Origin of the sequence: Nocardia sp. NPDC049737, from assembly GCF_040674755.1 — a bacterium.
Classification (GTDB): Bacteria; Actinomycetota; Actinomycetes; order Mycobacteriales; family Mycobacteriaceae; genus Nocardia.
Window position 1 is genome coordinate 1 of the sequence record NZ_JBFANH010000058.1, and the last position, 26,189, is coordinate 26,189.

Annotated in this window: 24 protein-coding genes and 1 pseudogene; 7 read left to right on the forward strand and 18 right to left on the reverse strand. The window is 66.2% G+C overall.

The window, feature by feature from the left end; all coding sequences use genetic code 11:
- Positions 1-131: 131 nt before the first annotated feature.
- From AB0J47_RS40305 to thiO, 8 genes are all read right to left on the reverse strand, one after another.
- Entirely contained in the window at positions 132-896 is a 765-nt protein-coding gene (locus tag AB0J47_RS40305) for an adenylate/guanylate cyclase domain-containing protein (protein ID WP_364359415.1), read from the reverse strand.
- 529 nt (positions 897-1,425) lie between these two features.
- On the reverse strand, positions 1,426-2,184 hold the full coding sequence (locus AB0J47_RS40310) for an ABC transporter permease (protein ID WP_364359350.1): 759 nt from the start codon (positions 2,182-2,184) through the stop codon (positions 1,426-1,428).
- Positions 2,184-3,191 (reverse strand): ATP-binding cassette domain-containing protein, encoded by a 1,008-nt coding sequence (locus tag AB0J47_RS40315; protein ID WP_364359353.1) that lies wholly within the window; start codon positions 3,189-3,191, stop codon positions 2,184-2,186. The genes AB0J47_RS40310 and AB0J47_RS40315 overlap by 1 nt, the downstream gene beginning before the upstream one ends.
- A gap of 355 nt (positions 3,192-3,546) precedes the next feature.
- Positions 3,547-3,858 carry a hypothetical protein gene (locus AB0J47_RS40320; protein ID WP_364359356.1) on the reverse strand — a complete coding sequence of 104 codons (312 nt, stop codon included), beginning with the start codon at positions 3,856-3,858 and terminating at the stop codon, positions 3,547-3,549.
- Between the two features lie 198 nt (positions 3,859-4,056).
- Positions 4,057-5,217, reverse strand: coding sequence for a helix-turn-helix transcriptional regulator (locus AB0J47_RS40325; RefSeq protein ID WP_364359359.1), 1,161 nt, complete (start codon positions 5,215-5,217; stop codon positions 4,057-4,059).
- Between the two features lie 445 nt (positions 5,218-5,662).
- Positions 5,663-6,424, reverse strand: a complete 762-nt coding sequence (locus tag AB0J47_RS40330; protein WP_364359418.1) for a thiazole synthase — start codon at positions 6,422-6,424, stop codon at positions 5,663-5,665.
- 4 nt (positions 6,425-6,428) lie between these two features.
- Positions 6,429-6,641 carry a sulfur carrier protein ThiS gene (thiS, locus tag AB0J47_RS40335; protein WP_364359362.1) on the reverse strand — a complete coding sequence of 71 codons (213 nt, stop codon included), beginning with the start codon at positions 6,639-6,641 and terminating at the stop codon, positions 6,429-6,431.
- Complete coding sequence (gene thiO / locus AB0J47_RS40340) at positions 6,638-7,735, reverse strand: glycine oxidase ThiO (protein ID WP_364359365.1); 1,098 nt, start codon at positions 7,733-7,735, stop codon at positions 6,638-6,640. The genes thiS and thiO overlap by 4 nt, the downstream gene beginning before the upstream one ends.
- A gap of 66 nt (positions 7,736-7,801) precedes the next feature.
- On the opposite strand from thiO, the gene thiE reads away from it, so the two are divergent.
- The gene (thiE, locus tag AB0J47_RS40345; RefSeq protein WP_364359368.1) at positions 7,802-8,509 is read left to right on the forward strand and encodes a thiamine phosphate synthase; all 708 of its coding nucleotides are present in this window, start codon (positions 7,802-7,804) and stop codon (positions 8,507-8,509) included.
- A gap of 271 nt (positions 8,510-8,780) precedes the next feature.
- Here thiE and AB0J47_RS40350 read toward each other — a convergent pair whose 3' ends face one another.
- Positions 8,781-9,488 (reverse strand): NUDIX hydrolase, encoded by a 708-nt coding sequence (locus tag AB0J47_RS40350; protein ID WP_364359371.1) that lies wholly within the window; start codon positions 9,486-9,488, stop codon positions 8,781-8,783.
- Positions 9,489-9,602: 114 nt separating this feature from the next.
- On the opposite strand from AB0J47_RS40350, the gene AB0J47_RS40355 reads away from it, so the two are divergent.
- Genes AB0J47_RS40355 through AB0J47_RS40365 form a run of 3 tightly spaced genes read left to right on the forward strand, consistent with a single transcriptional unit; the run spans position 9,603 to position 14,496 of the window.
- Positions 9,603-10,982, forward strand: coding sequence for a hypothetical protein (locus AB0J47_RS40355; protein ID WP_364359373.1), 1,380 nt, complete (start codon positions 9,603-9,605; stop codon positions 10,980-10,982).
- Positions 10,979-11,956, forward strand: a complete 978-nt coding sequence (locus AB0J47_RS40360) for a glutamate ABC transporter substrate-binding protein (protein ID WP_364359376.1) — start codon at positions 10,979-10,981, stop codon at positions 11,954-11,956. Before AB0J47_RS40355 ends, AB0J47_RS40360 begins: the two co-directional genes overlap by 4 nt.
- 5 nt (positions 11,957-11,961) lie before the next feature.
- Positions 11,962-14,496, forward strand: a complete 2,535-nt coding sequence (locus AB0J47_RS40365; RefSeq protein ID WP_364359379.1) for a serine/threonine-protein kinase PknG — start codon at positions 11,962-11,964, stop codon at positions 14,494-14,496.
- 272 nt (positions 14,497-14,768) lie between these two features.
- Here the strand turns inward: AB0J47_RS40365 and AB0J47_RS40370 are convergent, their stop codons facing one another.
- Positions 14,769-16,031 (reverse strand): acetate kinase, encoded by a 1,263-nt coding sequence (locus tag AB0J47_RS40370; protein ID WP_364359382.1) that lies wholly within the window; start codon positions 16,029-16,031, stop codon positions 14,769-14,771.
- Positions 16,032-16,143: 112 nt separating this feature from the next.
- Complete coding sequence (gene pta / locus AB0J47_RS40375; protein WP_364359385.1) at positions 16,144-18,216, reverse strand: phosphate acetyltransferase; 2,073 nt, start codon at positions 18,214-18,216, stop codon at positions 16,144-16,146.
- A gap of 132 nt (positions 18,217-18,348) precedes the next feature.
- Here pta and AB0J47_RS40380 point away from each other — a divergent pair, with 132 nt between their 5' ends.
- Positions 18,349-18,852 (forward strand): nitroreductase family deazaflavin-dependent oxidoreductase, encoded by a 504-nt coding sequence (locus tag AB0J47_RS40380; protein ID WP_364359388.1) that lies wholly within the window; start codon positions 18,349-18,351, stop codon positions 18,850-18,852.
- Positions 18,853-18,993: 141 nt separating this feature from the next.
- On the opposite strand, the gene fgd is transcribed toward AB0J47_RS40380, so the two are convergent.
- Positions 18,994-20,004, reverse strand: a complete 1,011-nt coding sequence (fgd, locus tag AB0J47_RS40385) for a glucose-6-phosphate dehydrogenase (coenzyme-F420) (protein ID WP_364359391.1) — start codon at positions 20,002-20,004, stop codon at positions 18,994-18,996.
- Between the two features lie 637 nt (positions 20,005-20,641).
- On the opposite strand from fgd, the gene AB0J47_RS40390 reads away from it, so the two are divergent.
- Entirely contained in the window at positions 20,642-21,439 is a 798-nt protein-coding gene (locus tag AB0J47_RS40390; RefSeq protein ID WP_364359394.1) for an HAD-IIA family hydrolase, read from the forward strand.
- A gap of 18 nt (positions 21,440-21,457) precedes the next feature.
- Here AB0J47_RS40390 and AB0J47_RS40395 read toward each other — a convergent pair whose 3' ends face one another.
- The 4 genes from AB0J47_RS40395 to AB0J47_RS40410 form a co-directional block, all read right to left on the reverse strand.
- Positions 21,458-21,910, reverse strand: coding sequence for a MarR family transcriptional regulator (locus tag AB0J47_RS40395; protein WP_364359397.1), 453 nt, complete (start codon positions 21,908-21,910; stop codon positions 21,458-21,460).
- 57 nt (positions 21,911-21,967) lie between these two features.
- Positions 21,968-22,609 carry a DJ-1/PfpI family protein gene (locus tag AB0J47_RS40400; RefSeq protein WP_364359400.1) on the reverse strand — a complete coding sequence of 214 codons (642 nt, stop codon included), beginning with the start codon at positions 22,607-22,609 and terminating at the stop codon, positions 21,968-21,970.
- Between the two features lie 40 nt (positions 22,610-22,649).
- Entirely contained in the window at positions 22,650-23,096 is a 447-nt protein-coding gene (locus AB0J47_RS40405; RefSeq protein ID WP_364359403.1) for an RpiB/LacA/LacB family sugar-phosphate isomerase, read from the reverse strand.
- A gap of 88 nt (positions 23,097-23,184) precedes the next feature.
- A complete protein-coding gene (locus AB0J47_RS40410; RefSeq protein WP_364359406.1) occupies positions 23,185-23,928 on the reverse strand; it encodes an SDR family NAD(P)-dependent oxidoreductase in 744 nt (247 codons plus the stop codon).
- 145 nt (positions 23,929-24,073) lie between these two features.
- Between AB0J47_RS40410 and AB0J47_RS40415 the strand changes: the two genes are divergently transcribed.
- Complete coding sequence (locus tag AB0J47_RS40415) at positions 24,074-24,556, forward strand: DUF456 domain-containing protein (RefSeq protein ID WP_364359409.1); 483 nt, start codon at positions 24,074-24,076, stop codon at positions 24,554-24,556.
- Between the two features lie 86 nt (positions 24,557-24,642).
- Here AB0J47_RS40415 and AB0J47_RS40420 read toward each other — a convergent pair whose 3' ends face one another.
- Positions 24,643-25,533 (reverse strand): amidohydrolase family protein, encoded by an 891-nt coding sequence (locus AB0J47_RS40420; RefSeq protein ID WP_364359412.1) that lies wholly within the window; start codon positions 25,531-25,533, stop codon positions 24,643-24,645.
- A gap of 140 nt (positions 25,534-25,673) precedes the next feature.
- A pseudogene (locus AB0J47_RS40425) lies at positions 25,674-26,189 on the reverse strand (pyridine nucleotide-disulfide oxidoreductase); the annotation flags it as partial.

Here is a 26,189-nt window from a genome sequence, read left to right on the forward strand (position 1 = left end):
TTACGAGCGACCCGTTCGCGGCCCGTCTCGCGTCCGAGCCGTCGAAGCGCATGCGCCGAAGGCGCGAGTCTCGACGGCTCGGACGCGAGACACTAGGGGGCCGCGAACACGCAGCGCCGAAGGCGCTGCCATCAGACAGAGCTCAGGCGGAAGATCCGCAAATCCTCCGGCACCCCACTCAACGGTGCGGCGAAGAAACTGCGCCTGTACGGCTTGACCGAGTACCCGAGTTCTTCGAGTGTCTCCGGCGCGAGGGACTGCAACGTCGCATGCGAAAGCATGGTGTTGCCATTGCCTCCGGCCTCCATCACCCGAGCGGCAATCGTCACATCCACACCGAGCCAGTCGCCGCCGATCTCGCGCGGCGAGCCGGTGTGCAGTCCGATCCGCATCTGCGGGCGATAACCGCGCACACTGACGTCGGCCAGATTCCGTTTCGCCTGTACCGCAGCGCGCACCGCGCGATCGGCCGAGGTGAACACGGCCATCACGCCGTCGCCCATTCGCTTGACCACCTGACCGCCGCGATCGGCGATCGGCGGTTCGATGGCTTTGGCTACCCCGCGCAACAATTCGAGGGTCGCCTCATCGCCTGCAGAGAGCGACCAACTGGAGAACGCCACCAAATCGGTGAACATCACAGTTATTTCTTCGCTACCTCGGCCGCGGCCGACGCGCTCCAACATCGCCTGCCAGACCTGCAGTGCGCCGAACCCGATTTCCCGGGCCGCGCTCGGCGTATCGCCGACCAACTTATCCGCCGCGCGCGCCACCGCGCGGGCGCCGCCGGGACCCGAAACCGAAAGCGGGTCACCGAAAGACGGGTCACCTGGCAGTTGTTCGCGCGCCTTGCGTAGCACACCGATGATGTCGGGCCGCTGGTTCGCGGCATTCATCAAGGCGGAGAACTGTCCGCGTCGAATTCCCGAGCCGGGACGACGAGCGGATCGGTCCTCGTCGGCGGGCACCAACGGTATGGTCACCTCGGACGAGCCGCCCCCGTTGTCCTCCGGCTCCATCCCCGGCTCAGCACCGCCGGAAGGTGTTTCGGTCACGCCCCGAGCGTATCTCAGCCGACCAACCGTCGGCGGGTTACTTATTATCGCCACCTGCGCCCCCTCGATCAGACTGAGCGGGCACTTCGACGGGTCCACCAATGGATAACTCACTGGTTGCTGAACCCCCGAGCGTAGCCAGGGTTGATTCCGGATGGAAGCGGTGCCGGGCATAGTTTCCGGGATGTTCACATGCCGCCCGGATTGTCCCGAATACATACACCGGCCCGGTGTGGAAGGGGATTCACACACCGGGCCGATGACACATCGTCCACCGGGCAGTGGCAGACGGTGCGCGGGGCGTCGGACCTCCCGACAAGGTCGGCACCCGTCACCCGAGCGGCGAGGGAGGGCAACTCGGGTAGTTCAATCATGCATCGCGTTGGTTGACCATAACCAGTGCACCGCCGAAGACAATTGCCACGAAAACCGCGAAGTAGAGCAGACCGCCCCACGGCCCCCAGTGCCAGTTCGCCGTCGATTCCGACGCGCTGTAGAAGTGGCTCGCATTCGCGAAGGGCAGGAACGGCTGCACATTGCGTCCGAAGCTGCCGAAGGCGCCGAGCAGCGGCTCGATCAGCAGCGGCCAGAGCACGATCAGGGAAATCGCTGCGGCCGATTGTCGGACCAGCACACCGATGCCGACCGCGAGGATCACGCCGAGGAACGTATAAATCGGAATGCCGTAGATCTCGCGCCAGGCATCACCGCCGGAGAGCGTCAGATTGTCGGCCGCACCACCACCGATTGCCTTGGCGATCGCGTAGGCGGCGAAGGCCAGCACAATCGTGAGCACCGCGCCGTACACGCCGACCAGCCCCGCCTTGGTGGCGATCACCTTGGCGCGATGCGGTGTCGCCTGGAAGGTGGTCCGGATGATGCCGAAGCGGTATTCGCTGGTCACGGTCAAGGTGGCCATGATCATCAGGACCATGACGCCGAATCCGCTGATCCCGCCGACCGCCGTGGACACGGTGAGATCGAGCGCGTTCTCCTGGCCCGATGACGAGCGGGCCACCGCCGCGAACAGCGCGGCCAGGCCGAGTGCGAGCACCACCACGATCGCCGTGCACCACCACGGCGACCTCGTCGAGGTGAGCTTGATACGTTCCGCTGCCAGCACGCCCATCAGAGCGCACCTCCCATCGCTGTGTAGGGCGCGGGGCCCTGCGGGGTTACGCGAGCTGCCGCCTCCGGGCCTGACGCTCCCACCGGGTCGAAGCCTTCGGCGTGGTACTGCACCGCGCCGCCGGTCATCCGCATGAATGCCTCCTCCAGCGAGGCCCGCTGCGGCGCCAATTCGTACAGCGTGATGTCGTTCGAACCAGCCAGTTTGCCGACCGTGTCACTGGTCACCCCGGCCACGACCAATGCGGCGCCGTCCTGGCCCGTGCCGTCCTCGCGGACGGTCATGCCATTGGAGGTGAGCAGACTGCGCAACTGCTCGAGCTGCGGACTGCGCACGCGCACCGACTGTTCCGAGGCGCGTTCGATGAATTCCTGGGTGGTCGAATCGGAAATCAGCTGACCGCGCCCGATGACGACCAAATGCTCTGCGGTCTGGGCCATTTCAGAAAGCAGATGGCTGGAGACCAGCACCGTGCGCCCCTCGGCCGCGAGCCGCTGCATGAACCGGCGGATCCAGAGGATGCCCTCGGGATCCAGGCCGTTCACCGGCTCGTCGAACAGCAGCACCGGCGGATCGCCGAGCAGTGCCCCGGCCAGGCCTAGCCGCTGCGACATGCCGAGGGAGTAGCCACCGGCATTCTTGCCCGCCACCTCGGACAGGCCGACCAGCCGCAGCACCTCGTCCACCCGAGACATAGCGATGCCATTGGAAGCGGCCATCCACTGCAGATGCGCGCGGGCCGAACGGTTCGGATGCACCCACTTGGCATCCAGCAGCGCACCGACGGCACGCAGCGGATGGTCCAGCTCGTGATACGGCTTGCCCTGGATCAACGCGGTGCCCGCGGTGGGCTTGTCCAGGCCGAGGATCATCCGCATGGTGGTGGATTTACCGGCGCCGTTCGGTCCAAGAAAGCCCGTCACCTGTCCGGGTCGAACGGTGAAGGAGAGATCTTGAACCGCGACGGTCTGCCCGAAATGCTTGGTCAGGCCCCTCAGCTCGATCATGGTGCCAGCTTTCCTCATTGCGCTGCCATGCGCGTCATTAAATGGTGCCGATTTCAATCATCCTCGAGGATGACGAACGATCCCATCGGCCCCCGGGCCGCATCAGGGAATCACCCTGAACCATCTACCCGTTAACGAGCCGGGGCTCGGAGCCGCCCGCATCGGACGTGAGCGGCGACCGTGCGCCGCAAACCCATCGTTGGGTCCGGAGCCAGCACCATGCCGTAGTCGACCGGGGGCCTTGTCTACTCGTCCTCCTCGTCATCGTGGCCATGGGGCGGCCAGCAAACCGCGCCGACAAGCACCGCCAGCGGCAACCCAACCGCCATGGCCAACCCGAACGCAACCGTACCGCTCACCACAGCTGCCCGGCAGGCGCGACCGCCGCCCAACGATGGAACGAAAGTCGTGGCAGCACGATCTCCACATCGGCCACACTCATGATCGCGTTCACCGCAAGCACATTCAGGTGTTCGAGCGACGGTGTTATCACCGCATCGACATCAGCACAGCGCACCTGGTCGACAAGCGGAAGAGGCGAAACCTCCGGCCAGATCAGCGCATACCCGAGCCGCTGCGCCAGCCGCCGCACCTGCGCCGCATCCCAGTCCTCCGCCGAACTGATATCGAGGTCCACCCATCCCAACGCGGTCGGCTCTTCTCGCATCGCATGTACCCCCTCGTTGGCGTGGTGGGCACCCGCCGCCGAGGTGCCGAAGGCATCGACCCGGCGGCGCGTGCTACCTCGAGCGTCACACTGGGGACCTATGGCACTCAATGGCACTTTGCCGAGCGACATTGCTGAAGTGCCACAACGAAGTCACGCGCCCAGAGCCCTGCGGGCAGTCGAAAGGTATTGGCGCGCTTAGTATTCCAGACAGACCAGATCGGCCAGCTCGCGCATTTCATTGGTCAGTGTGCGCCGCCGGGCGATGATTCTGCCGACCAGATCCCGAGCCATCCGCTGCTCGATCAGCCACGGCCGGGCTTCGTGAGACAAGCGGAACAGGGTTTCGAACGCCGCGTCGTAGCGACGCAACTCGATATGCGCGTGCGCGACGTCCAGCAGATGCCGATTTCGGTTGTCCGACGTCGGCCGCAGACCCGCCGGTACGTTGCGGGCAAGTCGGAGCGCCAGGTCCGGGCGATCGTCCACGACCGCGTTCTCCACCCGTTTCATCGCGACCGTCGCCGGGTCGAAAGTTGTCCAATACTGGTGGTAGCCGCCCGGTTGGCGGCGGACCGCGACCGCTCCGGCCTGGGCGAGCCGCATCATGTCGTCAGCCTCGTCGGACCGGTTGTCCCGGATGGCCGCGGCAGACGCGCGCAACAGCAACCAACCCCAGGTAGAAATCTCCTGCGTGGTGGCCACCGACAGTCGCGGCTCAACCCGATCGGCCCATTGCGTTGCCAGCTTGCGAACCTTTTCGAACTGCCGCTCGACCAGCAGCAACCAGCACAGGGTCACCACAGCCGACGCCGCGTCGAGCACATTGCCGGTCGCCTCAGCTTCGGCCAGCGAGCGCTCGAGCGCCACCCGTGCCGGCTGCAGCTGGCGGGTCTGGACCAGCACCGAACCGGCAAGTTGCAGAATCCGCGACCGCATGAGTGGAGACCCGGCGTAGCCGTCCTCGATCAGCCGAGGCAATACGGCGGCGAGCCGCTCGTATTCGTTGTCGTGGTACAGCTTCACGGCTCCGGTGAGGGCTTCCTCCATTGCACGATCGGCCACTACCCCGCCGTCCTGCCCAGAGCTCGGCGACAGGATTGCCGTACGGGTCGGCAGCCAAAGATTGCCACCGCCACCCTCCGGTGCCCCTGGGTTCGGGCCGAGCAACACCGACACCGGGCACTCCAGTGCGACGGCCATCCGGCGCAGGGTCTCGATCCGGGTGTCGTCGCGCTCACCCTGCTCGATCTTGCGGACCAGCGACACCGAGATACCCGAAGCCTGTGCAAGCTGCCGCTGTGTCAGTCCGCGCCGCTTCCGAACCGATTGCAGGCGTTCACCGAGATCCGCGCCCATGATCCGAGCCTACGGGGATGTGCATGCGCCCGTACGAGTTTGCGCCGCTTGTGGCGCCGCTTCACACACCCGACCTGCGAATACCGGCACGAGCACCGAACCACAGGCGACGGCGTCACCGCAGACTCAGCGCACCGGTGAGGACGCCTCGGCCCAAAAGCGTTTTGGGGCTGCGGCCTGCCCGACGCGCCAGGTGACCGAAGGTGACCCATTGCGCACAGCCGCCGCCACTTTCGGCTGCCCCCCGTTTCGGCCCGACCACCCCAGTCACCAGGCACCCCAGCGCGACGCCATACGCATGCGCCCGTCACGCCTCCGGCTGCTGCCGCGCATTGATTCGCGCGCCACGCACGAATTCGCGCGAAATAACATGCGTGGCACGCGAATCGCTGCGCCGGACGGTGCTATCGGCCGCAGGCATGCGTCAGCGGCGGGTGGTCCCGGCTCAGCGGGCCGGTGAGGAGGCTTGGGCCCAGAAGCGTTTGGGGATGCGGCCTGCGTGGCGCGCCAGGTGACCGGCGGTGACCGCATTGCGCATCGCAGCCGCCATGAGGGCCGGCTGCTGGGCGCGGGTGACGGCGGTGGCGAGCAGGACTGCTGAGCATCCGAGTTCCATGGCCAGTGCGGCGTCGCTCGCGGTGCCGATGCCCGCATCGAGGATGATCGGGACGCCCGCGGCGGCCACGATCATCTCGATATTGTGTGGATTGCCGATGCCGAGTCCGGTGCCGATCGGGGCGCCGAGTGGCATGACGGCGGCGCAGCCGGCATCCTCCAGTCGGCGGGCCAGGATCGGGTCGTCGGTGGTGTACGGCAGCACGATGAATCCGGCGTCGACCAATTGCTCTGCGGCGGTGAGTAATTCGATCGGATCCGGCAGCAGGGTGCGCTCGTCGGCGATCACCTCGAGTTTGACCCAGTTGGTGTCGAGTGCCTCGGCGGCCAGTTGCGCGGTGAGCACGGCCTCGGCGGCGGTGCGACAACCCGCGGTATTGGGCAGCGGCGTGATCTCGAGGCGTTTGAGCAGGTCGAGCACGCCGGTGCCGCCGACGGCGTCGACCCGGCGCATGGCGACGGTGGTCAGCTCGGTGCCCGAGGCGATCAGCGCCTCCTCCAGCACGGCCAGATTCTCGGCGCCGCCGGTGCCCATGATGAGGCGAGAGCCGAACCGCTTGCCCGCGATCTCCAGTGCGTCAGGGGTGTCCAGTGCTTCAGCCACCCTGGACCGCCGTCAGCACTTCGATCTCCCAGCCGCGCCCGACCGGCTCGTCCCAGCGGGACTTCGGGAAAACCGCACCGTCCACCGCGAGCGCGACGCCCTGCGACGGCAGCCCGAGCTGGTCGAGAAGTTCACGCACCGTGAGGGATCGGTCGAATTCGTGGTCCTGCCCGTTCACCGTGACACCGATGGGGACCGAGGTCATCGAACTCCTCCTGCAGATATTGCCGGTGACGGCGAGTGCGCCGTCGAAAAACGTTGAGGGTCGGCGGCTTTCGCATCAGGGAGCGGTGCGCCGTCGAGCAGGCTCAACACCGCGTCGACGGTGAGCGGTACCGCGAGCATGCCGTTGCGGCCGTGACCTGTGGCGGCCACGAGCCGGTCGGTGAGCCGCCCGATCAAGGGCAGGTTGTCGGGGGTGCCCGGCCTGGATCCTGCGCTGGCCTCGGCCAATTCGTATTCGCCGATACCGGGCAGTATCGCCTCGGCGTCGGCGATCAGGTCGCGGACTCCGGCGACGGTCACCGTCGTGTCGAAGCCCGCCTCGTACTGTGTTGCGCCGACGACGATTCCGTCCGCGCGGGGCACCAGGTAGACCTGCCTGCCGTGTACCCGCGCGCGAATCACGCGCTGTGGCGGCGGTGTCGCGCCCGGACGATGGCGCAGGCGCAGGATTTCGCCCTTCACGGGGCGGACCGGGAGTTCGGACCACAGCCCCGACGATGCCGCGCCCGCGGCGAGCACTATTTGGTCGTGCGACAGTGCGTCCACTCTTTCGACCGTTTCAGCACGCACCTCGACTCCTGCTTTCCTGCAAGCCTTTTGGAGCGCGTCCAGGAGTCGGCGATTATCGATAGCGGGTTCGGCGGGGGCGCGCAGACCGGCGCGCACGGTGCGTGCCAACGCGGGTTCGAGCGCCCGCACACCGGCTCGGTCGAGCACTTCGAGCTCATGGCCTCGAGCACCGACCCATTCGGCCACCGTGCGCAGATCGGCGGCATCCGCGCCATCCAGCGCGACGGTCAGGGTTTCATCGGCGACGAATACCGATACACCGGTCGTCGATTCGAGTCGCGCGGCGAACTCGGGCCAGCGGGCCAGCGAGGCCGCGCCGAATTCCAGGACCAGATCCTCCCCCGGCCAGCCCTCGGACAGTGGTGCGAGCATCCCTCCGGCAACCCAGGAGGCGCCGGACCCGACGGCGGGATCGAATACGGTGACCGACCAGCCCGCCTCGGCCGCCCGCCAAGCGGCGGCGAGTCCGATGGCGCCGCCACCGACGACGGCCAGAGTCCGCATCAGATCCACCTGCCCTACTACTCACGCTATTCGCATCCCCACGGTAGCGCGACTACGGTCGAGCACGTGCAACCCTCCCACCAGTTCCGGTCCCTACCGCCCAGGGAGCGTTTGGCTACCGCCCGGCTGTATCTGTGCACGGACGCACGCAGGGAGAAGGGCGACCTGGCCAAGTTCGCCGAGGCCGCGTTCGCGGGCGGTGTCGACATCATTCAGCTCAGGGATAAGGGTTCCCCCGGTGAGGCGAAGTTCGGCCCGCTCGAGGCCAAGTCCGAAATCGGCGCACTCGCCGAATTGAAGGCCGCGGCCCGCAGGCACGGCGCACTGATCGCGGTGAACGACCGCGCCGATATCGCATTCGCCGCCGGAGCCGATGTGCTGCACCTCGGACAGAACGATCTACCGCCGTGGTATGCCCGACGCATTCTCGGCCCCGATGTGGTGATCGGGCGCTCCACCACCAACCGGGCGCAAGCCGGGCTCGCCGCGATCGATGACCACATCGACTACTTCTGCACCGGACCGGTGTGGGCGACGCCGACGAAGCCGGGACGTCAGGCGGCAGGCCTGGAGCTGGTGCGCTCCACCGCCGACGCCCACCCCACCCGGCCGTGGTTCGCGATCGGCGGCATCGATGCCGAGCGACTACCCGAGGTGTTGGCGGCGGGAGCGCAGCGCGTTGTCGTGGTTCGCGCGATTACCGAGGCGCACGATCCGGAGGCAGCGGCACGGCAGCTGAAGACGGCACTTCTGCAAAACGCTCGGCTCGGCTAGATCTCACCCAGCGCTACCCGCACGCAGCGGCGCGACAACTCCAGCCAGCTCTGCAGCAAAACGCCTAGGTCGGCGACGACTCGGCGCGCGGGAACCCGATGTGACATTGGTCGGTCAGCACAGCCACGGCCTGCCGAGTGCGAAACCGAAGCACCGCCCCTCGCCCTGCGGCCTGCCGATCACGAACTCGAGGCGACCTGCCCAGCACGACTCGAAGTTGTATTGCCGCATTTCAGCGCTGCGGTGAGGTGGGGCTTTCGTACCCCCATCTTCAGGACAGCACCTGGACTCGGGTAAGCGCCAAGATCGAATCGGTCGGGGCGATCGTCGAATTCGCATCCGGCCGCAAGGCATCCGTCGAAACCATATCCGCATCGACTATGCGGGCGTAGGCACCAGGTCCTTCGGGATCGGAGTGCAACCAGACGAAGCCTTGATCGGCGAGGTCAACGGTGCGAGGCAGCGCGGCCGCGACGGTATTGGCGTCGTCCACGTCGATATCGTCGAGGCAGACGCGCGCCGGGGCCGCCCGCAGCGCAGGCCAGGAAATGGCGAAGCCGGGGTGCAGCGGATGGCTGTCGACCTCGTCCTCGGGAACCCAGGCCAACGCACTGCTCTCCCGGTTGCGGCTGGTCGGCAGCGTCATCACCGCATCGGCCACCACGGTCGTGTAAGTCCAGCCGCTCAATGCCGTCGCGGTGATTCGCTCTCCCCGCACCCGAACATCGGCGGGATCGATACCCGCTTCCTCCCATGCCTCGCGGACCGCGGCGTGCACGGGGGTCTCGTGGCTGTCACGAGCGCCGCCGGGCAGCGCCCAAGTGCCGCCCTGATGACTCCACGGCGCGCGGTGCTGCAACAACACCGCCGAAACGCCGCCGGCGAGCGGCGCGCGCAGTAGCAGTCCGGCCGCCCCGAAGCGGCCCCAATGCCGCAATCCGTCCGGGCCGCGTGACCAACCGTCACCGTCACCACGCATCTGGTTACCATCCTCATCTAGCCGTCGCGCGGTTGTTTCACACGCCACGGCGCCGGTAAGACCACAATAAGCTCCCAGCAGGAGCACATGTGCGCACCAACCGGGGAGGTGGAGATGGCAGCGCTCGATTCGACGACGGCCCCGCGGCCGCCGTCGGTCACGGCCGATGTCGGGCCCGAGCGGCTGGACGTGCCGCGTGAGGCCGGGCTACGTGCCCATCTGGACCCGGCCAACCTACGATCGTTCGCGCTATCGACCCCGGGTCGGCTGATCGCCATCGGTCTGCTGCTCATCGGCCTGTGTCTGGCCGCGGGCGTGATGACCGCCGCGACGGTGAGCGATCGGCAGCAGTCACTGGACATCCTGCTCGACGACACCGAGCCGGACGCGAACTCCTCCCATCACCTCTACACCTCGCTGTCCATCGCCGATGCCGCGGCGAGTACCGCGTTCATCGCGGGCGGTCTGGAACCGGAGACCGTGCGCGACCGCTACAGCCAGGCATTGGGCGAGGCATCGGCGGAATTGGTGACGCAATCAGGTCACGCGGCCGGACAGGCCACCGATGACGATCCGGACACCCGGCTGCGCACGGGCATCGCCACCGGCCTGCCGGTCTACTCTGGTCTGGTCGAAACCGCCCGTGCGAACAATCGCAACGGGTACCCGGTCGGCGCCGCGTACTTGAGCGAGGCATCGAATCAGATGCAGACCGTCTTGCTGCCGATGGCCGCACAACTGCAGAGCCACCGCTCCGATGCCGTGAGCGCGGCCCAGCGGCATCACGTGCAGCCGCCGTGGTCCGCGATCGGCATGCTGATCCTGGCGCTCGCAGCGCTGATATGGGCGCAGTTCGATCTGGCGAAGCGCTGGCACCGCGTACTCAATCCGGGACTGCTGCTCGCCTCGGCCGGGGTGCTGATCCTGTTGGCGTGGACGCTGATCGCCGGATCCGTATCGGCCGCGGAGATGATCGGTGGCCGCGATGACGGCGCGGTACCGAGTTCCCGTTTGACCGAGAGCCGCATCCTGACCCAGCAGGCGCGTTCGGCGGAGACGCTGAAGCTGGTGCGCCGCGACGCCACCGGCGACTACGACCGCACCTACGAGTCCAGCGTCACCCGGCTCGACGAACTGCTCAGCGGCTATCCGTCCGACGCACCCGCGGCCGATGAGATCACGAAAGCCCGTGCGGCACTCACCCGTTGGCGAGCGGCCCATCAGCGCATGAACGACACCCTCGCCCGCGGTGATTTCGTCGGGGCGGCGACAGTGGCGACCGGACCGGGCTCAGCGGATGCCGCGGCACAGGTGGAATCGCTGGACCGGGCACTGGGACTGGGCCTGGATGCGACGCGCGATACGTTGCGCGACAACATCTCCGGCGCGGCCCGGTCACTGAACTTCCTGGCGCCGGGCGCGATGGTGCTCGGAATACTCGCCGCGGCCTATGTCGGCCTCGGTATGTGGCCGCGACTTCGGGAGTACCGATGAACCGCGTGCGCGGACTGCTCGCCGCGCTCGCCGCAACCACCCTGCTCGCCGGGTGCGCGGCGGGCTCGGACACGATCGATACCAAGACCACCAAATACACCGAACCACCGCTGCCCGCCAACGCCGTTTCGATATCCACGGATTCACCGATTCCACCGGAACGCGACGAGCAGTGCGGCGATCCGACCGCGAGTCTGCGGCCTACCGGGGCGGGTGCGGCCGCCCACGGACCGACCATCGATGCGATTCGCGCCCGCGGTCGGCTGGTGGTCGGATTGGATACCGGCAGTAACCTTTTCAGCTTCCGGGATCCGGTCAGCGGCACGATTGTCGGGTTCGATGCCGATATCGCGAGGGAGGTCGCCCGGGATCTGCTCGGTAGTCCGGATCAGATCGAGTACCGCAGTCTCGGGTCCGCGGAGCGCGAGAGCGCGCTGCAGAATCACGTCGTCGATATCGTCGCCAAGACGATGACGATCAACTGCGAACGGCGGCAAAGGGTCACCTTCTCGACCGTCTATCTGCACGCGAATCAGCGTGTGCTCGCGGTGAAGAATTCCGGTATCCGAAGTCTGGCCGATTTGGCCGGTAAGCGGGTGTGCATCGTCTCCGGCACCACCTCGCTGGACCACATGCGCCGCGAGCAGCCGGGCGCGACCATCCTCACCGTGCCGACCTGGGCCGACTGTTTGGTCGTGCTGCAGCAGCGTCAAGTCGACGCGATCAGCACCGACGACGCGATCCTCGCGGGTCTGGCCACGCAGGACTCGTCCTACACCGAATTGGTCGGCCCCAGCATCAGCGTCGAGCCCTACGGCATCGGAATTCCCAAGGGCAACGACGATCTGGTCCGCTTCGTCAACGGCACGCTGGAGCGCATCCGCAACGACGGCACCTGGGCCCGGCTTTACCAGCAATACCTCATCGCACTGGGCCCGGTCCCACCCGCGCCCGTCCCGACCTATCAGGACTGACGGCGATGACATCACCGCACGATGCCGCCGATTCGACCGAGAACGAGCCGCAGGAATTCACCGAGGAATCCGGAGAAAGCACCAGGGCGACCGCGTTCTTCGAACAAGCCGAATCCGGCTCCGCGGCCATCGAAACGATCAGGTGGTCACCGAGCACCGGACCCGAGGCCGAAACCCCGCATACCGGGGCGGCCGAGGGTGCCAGTGCCGCTTCCGGTGAAACGGTTCGGCACCAGCCCGCCTCCGCCGAGACGATCCGTGACCACCGCGCCTCCCCCGAGACCATCCGCCGCCGACCCCCCTCCGGCGAAACCGTTCGCCGTGACCATATGGCCGCCGAATTCACCGTCGGCGCATGGAATGCCCCGGAGCCGACCTCCGCCGCAACCATGCGCACCTCGGGCCGCAGCGTGCGCACCGCGCGCTCGCGACCGACGACGCGCAAACTCGGTGCCGGACTGGTCACGATCCCGAATATCCCGCCCGCCGATCCACGCACCGCGGTGCTCGCCGAACCCGTTGTCTCCGAGGGCAGGCGCTTCTGTTGGCGCTGCGGCAACCCGGTCGGGCGCGCCACCGCGACCCGCCCCGCGATGACCGCTGGCACCTGCGAAACCTGCGGTGCGCCATACGATTTCCGCCCGTCGCTGCACGAGGGCGATCTGGTTTCGAACCAGTACGAAGTCCAGGGCTGTATCGCGCACGGCGGGCTCGGCTGGATCTACCTCGCGATCGACCGCAATGTCAGCGACCGCTGGGTGGTTTTGAAGGGCCTGCTGCACGCGGGCGATACCGAGGCCCAAGCGGTGGCCGTCGCCGAACGCCAATTCCTCGCCGAGGTAGCACATCCCAGCATCGTCAAGATCCACAACTTCGTCGAGCACACCGGCCCGGACGGCGAGTCGATCGGCTACATCGTCATGGAGTACGTCGGCGGTCGCTCACTGCGCGATATCCTCGACACCTACCCGCGGCCGCAGCGGATGCCGGTCCCCGAGGCGATCGCATATCTGCTGGAGATCCTGCCCGCGCTGGAATATCTGCATTCGATCGGGTTGGCCTACAACGACCTCAAACCCGACAACATCATGGTCACCGAGGACCAGGTCGAACTCATCGACCTCGGTGCCGTCACCACCCTCGATGCCTACGGAAACCTTTACGGCACCAGAGGTTTTCAGGCGCCCGAGATCGCCAGGACCGGACCGACGGTGGCGTCGGACATCTACACGGTCGGGCGGACGCTGGCCGTGCTGACGCTCAGTATGCCGATGGAACAGGGACGGTATCTCGACGGCATTCCCGACCCCGGCGACCATCCGGTGCTCGAACGCTACGAGTTCTTCCACCGCCTGCTGCTGTGTGCGACCGATCCCGATCCCGAGCGCCGCTTCCCCTCCGCGCGCGTCATGTCCGCGCAGCTGGCCGGGGTACTGCGCGAGATCCTCGCCATGAACACCGGTGCCGAACATCCACAGCTGTCCACAGTTTTCAGTCCACAGCGCGCCAGCTTCGGCACCGAGGAGTTGATCAGCCAAACCGATGCCTATGCCGACGGCATCGCCAGAAGCAACCTGCTGCGCGCCGACGAAGTGGCTGCGGCACTTCCGGTTCCGCTCATCGATCCGACGGACGCATCGGTGCCGGTGCTCGCAGCCGTGGCACATCCGGAACCGAACGACGCGCTTGCGGCATTGCAGGAGGCACATGAGCGTGCCGTAGCCGATCCCGAAAAGCCCCAGGAGACATTGGATCTGGAGCTGACGCTGGCCGAGGCCAAGCTTCGACTCGAACTCGGTGAATCGGCGGCGGTGCTGCATATGCTGTCGCGGCTGCCCAGCGATCACGATTGGCGCATCGACTGGTACCTGGGCCACGCTCAGCTGCTGGAGCTGGATTACGAGCAGGCCTATAACAGCTTCGATGCGGTGCTGCGGGTGCTGCCCGGCGAGATCGCCCCCAAGCTCGCGCTCGGCGCGACCGCGGAACTCGTTCTGCAGCATTGGGATTCGGTTGACCACGAACAATGGCGAGCCTATGCCGAGAAGTTCTATGCCACCGTCTGGCGCACCGACCGTGCCGTGGTGAGCGCCGCCTTCGGCCTGGCCAGGCAGTCGTCCGCGGCGGGTCAGGTCGAGGAGGCCGTGCGCGCGCTCGACGAGGTGCCCGCCGCCTCCCGGCACTACACAACAGCCCGGATGACCGCGGTGTGGCTGTTGCTCACCGCCGCCCCGATCGCCGAACTCCCCGAATCCACCCTGCACCTTTCAGCTTCGCGCGTGGCCGGCCTGCCCAGCGGGGAGAGCCGCGCGATCCAGATGCGCGTGCTCGTCCTCGGTGCCGCGCTGACCTGGCTGCAATCGGGCAATACGCCCGCGAGCGACGACGCCACCCTCTTCGGCGCGCCGTTCACCGAGCGCGAGCTGCGCGCGGGCACCGAGGCCGGGCTGCGTGCGTTGGCCCGCAGCGCCCCGGGCCGCAACCACCGCTACGCCCTGGTAGACCTGGCGAACTCCATTCGAGCCAAGACCTGGATCTAGGCGGGGAACAAAGCAAACCCGGCCGGGAGGGAACTCCGGCCGGGCTCGGATCCAGATTCGCGGAGCAGTCGGCACACCGATCATCCCCGGGTTCCGCGCGATTCCGGCCCGCCCCGGGGGCAGCCGGGGCGGGCGCATCGGGAGTGGCGAGGGCATCGCGGTCCCGATAGCGGCGGAGGTTCCGCCCCGGTTTCGGCGTCCGGCGCGAATCTGATCCGACACCAATACTGCCGCAGCGACTGTGAGGATTCCGTGAGGTTTTCTAGGCCCGCTCAATCAGCCCGCTGAGCTGCGACAACTTGTAGTGCGGCCCGCGCGATCGCCAGTTCCTCATTGGTCGGCACGACCAGCACGGCGACCTCTGCGCCCGGCGCGGAGATATGCCGGGCGGCGCGATCCTTGGCGAAATTGCGGTCCGGATCGACTGCGATGCCGAAACGGGACAGTCCGGCGAGTGCGTCGGCGCGGACCTGCGGGCTGTTCTCGCCGACGCCCGCGGTGAAGGTGATGGCATCGACGCCACCGAGCTCGATCAGGTAGGCGCCGAGATAGCGGCGCAGGCGGTGGATGTACACGTCATAGGCCAGGCGGGCCGCGACGTCACCCACCTCGATCAGCCGCTGCAGCTCACGGAAGTCGTTGACGCCGGACAGACCCTTGAGTCCGGCATTACGGTTCAGCATTTCATCGATCTGGTCGACATCCAGGTGGGCCGCACGGACCAGATGCGCGATGATCCCCGGATCGAGATCGCCGCCCCTGGTGCCCATCACCAGCCCCTCCAGCGGGGTGAGGCCCATGGTGGTGTCGATCGGGTGTCCGCCGCGGATGGCCGATGCCGATGCGCCGTTGCCGAGGTGGAAGATGACCTGGTTCAGGTCGGCGGGATCTCGATCGAGCAGCGCGGCGACGCGACCGGAAACGTACTCGTGCGACGTGCCGTGGAAACCGTACTTCCGGATGCCATGCGCGGCAGCGAGTTTCGCGTCGATGGCGTAGGTCTTGGCGGCTTCGGGCAGGCCATGGAAGAACGCGGTATCGAAGACCGCCACCTGCGCTACCCCGGGCAGCAGTTCGCGCGCACTCTCGATGCCCGCGACATTCGCCGGATTGTGCAGCGGCGCAAGCGAAGACAGGTCGGATATGGTCGCGACCACGGCATCATCGATGAGCGTCGGCCGATAGAACACCTCGCCGCCGTGCACAACGCGGTGCCCGACCGCGCGCACACCGGCGGTGGCCAGATCGTGGCCGGATTCGGCGAACACATCGAAGACCAGCCGCAGCCCCGCCGTGTGATCGGCGATCGGCTGGCGATGTTCGATGGTTCGGCCATCGACCTGATGCTCGATCCCGGCCTGCTCCTCACCGATCCGATCGACCATGCCGGAGGCGGCGACCACACCCGACTCCGGGTCCAGCAGTTGGTATTTGATCGACGACGAGCCGGAATTGATCACCAACACCAGATCATCGCGCCCACCCGTCGCCTGACCACCGCCGCTTATCGAATCGCTCCGCGATGCCGCGTTCATCACACCTCCTGCCTTTCGTGCGTTCCCCGCACTCGTTCAGCAATCACAGTCGCCGCCAGTGTGGGAAGCCATGGTCTCCGCATCGAACGACCGCGTCGAGAGTCGGTTCGCATCAACCCTCCTGCGCCTGGATCGCCGTGATCGCAACGGTATTCACGATGTCGGCGACGAGCGCACCGCGAGACAGATCATTGACCGGTTTGCGCAGCCCCTGCAGCACCGGGCCGATCGCGACCGCACCGGCACTGCGCTGAACCGCCTTATAGGTGTTGTTACCGGTGTTGAGATCGGGAAACACGAAGACCGTTGCGCGCCCGGCCACTTCGGAATCCGGGAGTTTGGTGGTGGCCACGGTGGGTTCGATCGCCGCGTCGTACTGGATCGGGCCCTCCACCAGCAGCTCCGGTGCGCGCTCGCGGACCAGTTTGGTCGCGACGCGCACCTTGTCCACATCGACGCCACTGCCGGATTCACCGGTCGAGTACGACAGCATCGCGACGCGCGGATCGATGCCGAAGCGGGCCGCGGTGTGCGCGGAGGAGATCGCGATATCGGCCAATTGCTCCGAGGTCGGATCCGGGACGACGGCGCAGTCGCCGTAGGCGAGCACCCGATCGGCCAGACACATGAGGAACACACTGGAGACGGTTGAAACCCCCGGCACGGTCTTGATGATCTCGAAGGACGGCCGGATGGTGTGGGCTGTGGTGTGCGCGGCACCGGAGACCATGCCGTCGGCAATGCCCTTGTGCACCATCATGGTGCCGAAATACGAGATATCGGCCATGGTTTCGCGGGCACGCTCCAGCGTCATGCCCTTGTGCTTGCGCAATTCGGTGTACTGCGCGGCGAATTCGTCGAGGTAACCGGAGGTGCGCGGGTCGAGTACCCGCGCTGCCGAGATATCGACACCGAGTTCTGCGGCGCGGGCACGCACCGCCGCCTCGTCACCGAGAATGACCAGATCGGCGATCTTGCGCTGCAGTACCCGACCGGCGGCGCGCAGAATCCGGTCGTCGTCGCCCTCGGGCAGCACAATGGTCTTGCGGTCGGCTCTGGCGCGCTCGATCAGCTGGTATTCGAACATCTGCGGCGTCACTACCGACGTATCCGGAATCTCGATGCGCTGCAACAACTCCGACGCGTCGACATGCTGTTCCATCAGGGCCAGCGCGGTATCGACCTTGCGCGGACTGCCCGCCGACATGCGGCCGCGGGTGCGGAAGGCCGCGCTCGCGGTGTCGTAGGTGCCGAGCTCGGTGGTGAGGATCGGCAGCTTGGGTTTGAGCCCGTTCATCAGCCTCGCGATGGCCGGATGCGGCAGCATGCCACCATTCATGATGATGCCCGACAGCGACGGAAAACCTTCCGCCTCATGCGCATTCACGACACTGAGCAGTACGTCGGAGCGATCGCCGGGCGCGATGACGACGACACCGTCGACCAACCGCTCCAGAATATGTTCGGCCGTCATGCCACCGACCATGATCTTCAGTGCCTCGCGGTGCAGCAATTCGACATCACCGCTGTACATTTCGCCGTCGATCGCGGTACACAGCTCGGCCATGGTGGGCGAAATCAACAGTGGCACTTCAGGTAACGTCCAGGACGGCACACCGAAGGCCGTCAGAGCGGCACCTACTTCGTCCAATTGCCCTGGATCGCAACGGTTGGCGATGATGGACATCAGGTGCGCGTGTTCGAGGGACAGCTCGTGCGCGCATAACTCGGCCAGCTGCTCGACCTCGCCCGGAGTACGGCCCGCACCGCGCACCACCAGCAGTACGGGTGCGCCGAGGTTCACCGCGATGCGGGCGTTGAAACGCAACTCGCTCGGGCTGGCCACATCGGTGTAGTCGCTGCCGACGATCACCACCGCATCACACAGCTTCGCGACTTCGTGGAACCGCATGACGATCTCGCTGATCGCGGCATCCGGATCCGCGTGTACCTGCTCGTAGGTAACGCCGATGGCCTGCGCGTAATCGATATCGGCGGTGCTGTGCTCGAGCAGCAACTCCAGGATGTAATCCGGCTCGGTGGTCGAGCGGGTGATCGGCCGGAATACGCCGACCCGGGCGGTGGTCGCGCACAGCATCTGGAGCATGCCGAGGGCCACCGTCGATTTTCCGGTGTCACCCTCCGGAGATGCGATGTACACAGCGGATGGAGCGGAGTCGGCCATGTCCGAGAGCTTAGTGAATCCGCCGCTACCTCGACCGTTCGGCGAGACGGCGATCACGAATTCCTATTCGCACCGACTGTCGGGCTGCGCGCGCAAGGTTTGGTGAAGCACCGATCCGGATATAGTCCGGGGATGGCTGAGCAGTTTCCGAAACGGCAGTGGGGTTCGAACACCAATTTTCTTGCCCGCCTGGCGACCAAGCTCGCCTCCACCAAACCCGGGTCGTGGCTGATTCGGAAGGTCACCCCGCTGGATCGGGCCATCCTCCAGCGCACGAATGCCAAGTACACGCTCCTCGGCCCGATCGGCGCCCCGGTCATGCTGCTGACCACCACCGGCCGCAAATCCGGCGAGCCGCGCACTCAACCGCTGCTCTGCCTGCACGACGGCGACACCATCTACGTGATCGGCAGCAACTTCGGCCAGCATAAGCATCCAGCCTGGACCGAGAACCTGCTGGCGAACCCGAATGCCACCGTCGCCATCGCAGGCCAACGCATCCCCGTGCGCGCCACCCTGGTCGAATCCGACAAGGACGCCCTCTTCGCCCGCTTCGCCGAAATCACCAGCGCCTACAACGTCTACCGCACCCGCACCACCCGAGACCTCCGCATCTTCGCCCTCACCCGCGCCTGACCCGAGTCGAATAATCGCCGCACCACCGCGCCTCGGCAGCGCCGAAGGTAGTCAGATGGTCGGTGCGGGACCCGGCCGAATATCGGCGGACGGAGCCCAACGACATTCAGCCGGTACCGCCGCGATCGGAACAGCCGCGCCTCAGCCGAGGGCGCGGAGGCGGGGGGCCAGGTCGCGCTGGAAGAGGTCGAGGAAGCGGGACTGGTCGTGGCCGGGGGCGTGGAAGACCAGATGGTTGAGACCGGCGTCGAGGTAGGGCTTGATCTGTTCGACGGCCTCGTCGGGATCACTGGCGACGATCCAGCGCTTGGCGATCTGTTCGATCGGGAGGGCGTCGGCTGCGGCCTCCATTTCGATTGGGTCGGTAATGGAGTGCTTCTGCTCGGCGGTCAGCGACAGCGGTGCCCAGAAGCGCGTGTTCTCCAGTGCCAGTTCGGGATCGGTGTCGTAGGAGATCTTGATTTCGATCATCCGATCGATCTGCTCGACGGTGCGCCCCGCCTTGGCGGCGCCCTCCGCGACGGCGGGCATCAGCTTCTCGGTGTAGAGGTCCATGCCCTTGCCGGAGGTGCAGATGAAACCGTCACCGGCACGGCCCGCGTAGCGCGCGACCAGCGGTCCGCCCGCGGCGATGTAGATCGGAATGCCGCCCTTGGGCACGTCGTAGATCGAGGCGCCGACGGTCTTGTAGTACTCGCCGTCGAAGTCGGTGCGCTCACCGGTCCACAGTGCGCGCATGAGGTCGACGGATTCGCGCAGCCGGGCGAAACGCTCCTTGAATTCCGGCCATTCGCCGGTGTAGCCGGTGGCTATCTCATTGAGCGCCTCACCACTGCCGACACCGAGCATGATGCGGTCAGGGTAGAGACACCCCATGGTCGCGAAGGCCTGTGCGATCACGGCGGGGTTGTAGCGGAAGGTCGGGGTGAGCACCGAGGTACCGAGTTGGATGCGCTTGGTGCGCTCGCCGACCGCGGCCATCCAGGCCAGCGAGAACGGTGCGTGCCCGCCCTTGTGTCGCCACGGCTGGAAATGGTCGCTCACGGTCGCGCTGTCGAGGCCGTGTTCCTCGGCCGCCACCGCGATTTCCACCAATTCCCGCGGTCCGAACTGTTCTGCCGACGCCTTGTATCCGAGCTTGAGATCACCCATATGCGCCACTCCTGTCGCTTCGCTCAACGGTCCGTGCGGGAGTTTCCGCACACCGTCGGCCGCCTGAATCCCGCGACCGCATCCCGGTACAACCGCAAGGGCGACACGGGAGTTCCCGAGCCGCGATCGGCCTACCTGAGCGCTGCGCGATCGGTTCTCACACGGCCTCCCCTCGACCATAGTCAGCCCGAGCCAGCGCGATGTGCAGGGTCGCGCTACGCGAGCGCATTAGGTGATTCGCCCACACATAACCAGGGGGCATGGCGCATACCTCGCAGTGCCTGTTGCCGAATTGTGGCGGATTTTGGCCGTGACATAAGTCAAGCCGCTATTTCGACGGCCGCCACGCAATCATGCTCAGCCGGAAGTGATTGATCCCCCGAGGGTGACGATGATGTGATGGAATAACCGCTCGGCGGAGCAGTCGGCACACCCCCCAACTTCTGCGGGATGCCACCACTTGTACAGCTTCGCTCTAGAAAGTGCGCCGCGCGGTGTCTCGCGCACAGCTCTGACGTCTGCGGGATGTCCACCGCTTGTACAGCCTCGCCCTCGAAGGTGCGCGGCGCGGTGTGGGGATGGTCGCACCTGACCTGGTATCCCAGCGGTGAGCGGGCGGGTAGCCGACAATTGACCCGTGAGTACACCAGATGAACCGATCCTGTCCTACTTGACCGATATGGATGGGGTGCTGGTGCACGAAGACCATCTGGTGCCCGGCGCCGACAAATTCCTTGCCGAGCTGCGCAGCAACGAGATCCCCTTCCTGGTGCTCACCAATAACTCCATCCGCACGCCGCGCGACCTGCAGGCCCGGCTGCGCCACACCGGACTCGATATTCCGGAGGAGGCGATCTGGACATCGGCGCTGGCCACCGCGACCTTCCTCAACGACCAGCGCCCCAATGGAACCGCCTACGTCGTCGGCGAATCCGGCCTGACCACCGCACTACACGAAATCGGTTATGTGCTGACCGATAGCGATCCGGACTACGTGGTGCTCGGCGAAACCCGCACCTACTCCTTCGAGGCGATCACCACCGCGATCCGCCTGGTAGACCGGGGCGCCCGCTTCATCGCCACCAACCCGGACGCGACCGGACCGTCCCGCGAGGGCCTGCTCCCCGCGACCGGTTCGGTCGCCGCACTGATCACCCGCGCAACCGGTAGGGAGCCCTACTACGTTGGAAAGCCGAACCCGCTGATGATGCGCTCGGCACTGCGCCGGATCGGCGCGCATTCGCAGTCGACGGTGATGATCGGCGACCGGATGGACACCGATATCGTCTCGGGCCTCGAAGCGGGCATGCGCACCGTCCTGGTCACCACCGGCATCTCCACCCGCGAGTCGGTCGAGCAATTCCCCTACCGCCCGACCCTGGTCGTCGATTCGGTTGCCGACCTGGTCGGCCGAACCGACAAACCCTTCGCCTGACCGGCGCGGGTTCGCTGATCAGGCCTGGTCGGTGATGGCGTCGAGCGCAGCGGAGAGTCGGGTCATGACCTGCGCGGTCAGGGCGAATTGCTCGGCACCGAGTTCATCGGCGAGCCGTTTCGCCATGACGGCATGCTGTGGATTGATGCGTTTGATGGCCTCGCGACCCGCCTCGGTGACCGCGACGAGTTTGGCCCGGCGGTGCGCCGGATTCGGTTGGAACTCAGCAAGTCCCTTGTCCACCAACAGGTCCGCGATGCGCTGCACACTCTGTCGGGTGATCCCCATCGCTCGGGCGATTCCGGCGACCGGCAGTGGTTCGCGCAGCACCGCGCCGAGCACCTGCCACCACGCCGCCGTAATTCCGCCGGGCGCGGCCAATTCCTCTGCGATGGCGAGGAATTGGCCGTTCAGCTGAAACGAGGTGATGGCGACGCTCGCGAAGAGTTCCTGCTCAGGCGTGTCACTCATATCGGAACTCCTGTTCTGCACGCCTTCCTGGATCGGCGGTTCTCTGCGGATTCTTCCTCACACGGAAGCGGTGGCCCTATGCGCCTCGTACTCCGACAGTGCGGCGAACGCCGCCGGATCACTGTGGCCGAACAAGCGATACCACGCGTCCAGCACATGCGGTTCATAGACATCGAGCCTGCGCAACACCTCGCGCGCGAATTCGAAGGGCGCGGTCGGACCTGCCGTGATGAGATCGCCGTCCAGTACCGCCGCCTGGTCCAGATAGCGATCGCCGCCCGAATATCCGCTGTAGGCAAGGTATTCCGCGGCAGCACCGGTATGGGCGTGATTATCGAGGAGCCCTCCTTTCGCCAATCCGAAGGTGGCACCGCATATCGCCGCGACCGGAACCCCCGCATCCAGAAACTCCCGCGCCTTGTGCACGAAGGGCACGAGTTCGCCAGTCTCCCAGGTGTCAGCGCCGGGCAGGATCAGCATCGCGCTCGCGGCGGGCGTGAGATCGGCGAGCACCACATCCGGCACGATCCGCATCCCACCTGTCGTAATGATCGGATCGGCGGTGAGCCCAACGGTCTGCACTTGGAAGGTTCCTGGCGCTTTCTGCCAGCTGGGCCGATTGATATGCGCGGTCGCCGCACCGACCTCCCAGTCGGCGAGCGTGTCGTAAACGGCCATGTGAACTGTTTTCGTCGGCATGACAGTATGCTGTCATATTTGACAGCATACTGTCAATGCCTCAATGTCCGCGTTCGATCTTCGCCAGATGTGCGATATTGGCGCGATCCTCCACATCAGCACTCGGCTCACCGCCGAACCACGCGTCAAGAATCTCCGTCAGCTCTGCCCGGGAAGTCGAACGCAGGCTCAGCGCAAGCACATTCGCGTCATTCCACTTCCGGGCACCAGCGGCGGTCGCCGCATCCCCACACAGCGCGGCCCGGACCCCCGCCACCTTGTTGGCGGCAATAGAAGCCCCCGTCCCCGTCCAACAGCACACCACCCCCTGCTCCGCCCGCCCCTCGGCCACATCCCGCGCGGCCGCCTCACTGGCCCAAGCCCAGTCGTCGCGCTCACTATCCGATAGCGCCCCATGCACCAACGTGTCGAACCCCCGCCGCCCGAGCTCCACCACCAGCTCCTCGGCCACCCCAACCCGCTCATCCGCCGCAACCGAAATTCGCATACCCCAAGCGTAATAACGCCCCGACCACACAGCCCCACAAAACGGCGAGTGGCCCGTCCCCTGTTCCGAGGACGGGCCACCGCGCCCGTCACCAGGCAACTGGGCCGAGGCGATCGATGAAGATCCCGGTCGGCCCGTCGGCGTCGATCATCGCGAGTTCGACGATCGAATCGGTGCCCTCGGTAACCGTCAGCTGTCCGGTGTGATGGTTCATGTCGGTGGCGGCAAACTTGCGATTCGCGACCTCGCCGGGAGTGGCGACATTGAATTTGATCTTCGGAAGCGCCTGGGCGTACCGCACGGTAATCATGTTCAGCGCCGCTTTCGACGAGCTGTAGGCGAGCTCGTGCATTTTCGAGACGGGCTGATCCGGATCGGTCACGACCGCGAAGGAACCGCCACCACTGGACACCATCACCACCCGTGGATTCTCCGCCGCCTCCAGCAAGGGCAGAAACGCATGCGTGACCCTGATCGGTCCGTACACGTTGGTGTCGTAGACGGAATGAATTTCGTCAGCCGTCGCGTCCGCGGGCGCGACAATATTCCCCGGTGCACCGGCGTTGTTGATCAACACATCCAGCCGGTCGGTGTGCTCGCGAACGAGCCGTACCGCATCCGACACCGACTCCTGCGAAGTCACATCCAGCGGCACCATCACGACGTTCACCCCCTCAGCGGCGAGTTTGTCGGCGGCGGCCTGCCCTCGAGCTGCGTCACGCGAGCCGAGGAACACCGTCCACCCCTGTTCCCCGAGCCGCCGCGCCGCTTCGAGACCGAGTCCCTTGTTGGCTCCGGTGATCAACACTGTGGTCTGTTCTGTGTTCGTCATGCCCACTAAGACGGACGGGGCCGCGCACGCTGTGACAACCTGTGAGCGGCCTCACAAACGCCGGGAATCGACACCGTGCACCGATCCGGCGAATGGGCCAGAATCCTGGCAGCGTGACTAGACGCGGAAAGCGGAGGGACCGGCAGTGTCAGCTTGGGGTGAGGTCGTTGTCGGCCTGGTAATTCTGGTCGGGCTGGTCGGGATCATCGTCCCGATTCTGCCGGGCGCAATTTTGATCTTCGGCGCCATTGCCGTGTGGGCGTTCATGACCGGGGGCGCGACGGCGTGGACCGTATTCGCCATCAGCACAGCGTTCTTGGTGCTGTCCGGGGTCATCAAATACACCTGGCCGGGCCGGAAGATGAAGGATGCGGGTGTATCCAATCGCGCGCTGTTCATCGGCGCGATCTTCGGCATCGTAGGCTTCTTCCTCATTCCTGTGGTCGGGTTGTTCGTGGGATTCGTTCTGGGCGTATACCTTTCGGAGCTGCAGCGGCTTCGCGACAACCAACCCGCTTGGCAGGCAACGGTTCACGCGCTCAAGGGTGTGGGCCTGTCGATGCTCATCGAACTCTTCGGTGCGCTGCTGGCGACCGGGGTGTGGGTCATCGGTGCCATCGTGACCTGAGTCGAGGCCGGGCATCGATGGCGTTTCCCGCCGCCGGGCTCCGGGCTACGAGGTCATGTCGGCGATGACGCTGATGATCGTCGTACTCACTCGATGGCAGGGAACGGAATCGTGTCCGCCGATTCGAGCTTCGGCAGCTCATCACGCCGCAGCGGCAGCGTCGGCTGCTCGGTGCGGCGGATCGGCAAAGTGGGCGTCGGATCAGCCGGAATCGCCCGTTGGCGGGCGGGCAGTCGATAGAACGCCCGCGCATTGTCCTCCAGCACCTTGAACATATCGGTGCCCACCACATCGCAGATCAGATCGACATCGGAATCCTGGAACGGCCGCCCGGCGCGGGTACCGGGCAGATCGGTGCCGAACATCAGCGCCCCGGGATTGACCGCGTGGATCCGGCGCAGCGTATCGGCCACCTTCATCTGCACCCGCCCGAAACCGGTCGCCTTCACCCGCGCCCCGCGATCAACCAGATCCAGCAGATAGGGCAGACCCTCCTCGGACATACCGAGATGGTCGATGGAGAAAACCGGCAGCTTCGATATCACCGGCCGCATGGAGGTGAGCATGTTGCCGTCGATATACACCTCGACATGCCAGCCGACGAGGTCGTGCGCGCGCAATGCCTGCAACGTCATCGCGGTGATATCCGCGGCCGCGCGCTTGACGTTGAATCGCAGCGCCCGTACACCGATCCGATCGAGTTCGATGATCTCTTCGTCGGTGGCGTCCGGGTCCAGCGCCGTGACGCCGACCCACCCCTCGCCGAGCTCGGCCAGCGCCGCTTTCAGGTAGGTCTGATCGGTGCCTTGGAACGATCCGCTGACCACGGCGCCACCACCGACATCGAAGCGCGACATGCGCTTTCGATAATCGGCGATGGTGAACGGGTCGGGCAGGTAGCCCTCGTTCTCGGCCAGCGGGAACCGCGGGTCGAAGATGTGGAGATGGGCATCGAACACTTGTACAGAATGCCTCATTGCATCGCCTCCCGCCTAAGGTGGGAGATTTCTGGCTCATGCCGCCCACTCACTCGGCGAGCGCTCGAATCCGCCCTGCGGGACGGGGCATCCGCGCCACGTCTTCGGTGAAGGATTTTCCGTCGCCGCCCGGCGGTGGACTAGACCTTGTGCGGCTCGCTGGCGCGCAGCATGTCCTCGCGCTCGACGACCTTGACACGCTCGCGGCCCTCCGGCTCGCCGAGGGCGCGCTCATGCGCGTCGAGGCGGTACCAGCCCTGCCAAGTGGTGAACGGGATGCCCTTGCCCTCGAGGAATTCGGTGACCGCATCCAGTTCCGGCTCGGCGGCCGGGGTGAAGTTCACGCTGTCGTCGAGCAGGCAGGCTACGGTCTCGTTGGCATCGCCCTTGGTGTGGCCGATGAGTCCGACCGGTCCGCGCTTGATCCAGCCGGTCACGTAGGTGGCGGGCAGATAGCGGTCCGCACCGTCGGCGTCCTCGTCGGCGAGGACACGTCCGGCCTCGTTCGGGACGACCCCGGCCTGATCGTCGAATGGCAGGTTGGTGAGGTTCTGCGACAGGTAGCCGACGGCGCGGTAGACCGCTTGGATGTCCCAGTCCTTGAACACGCCGGTGCCCTTGACATTGCCGGTGCCGTCGAGCTGGGTGCGCTCGGT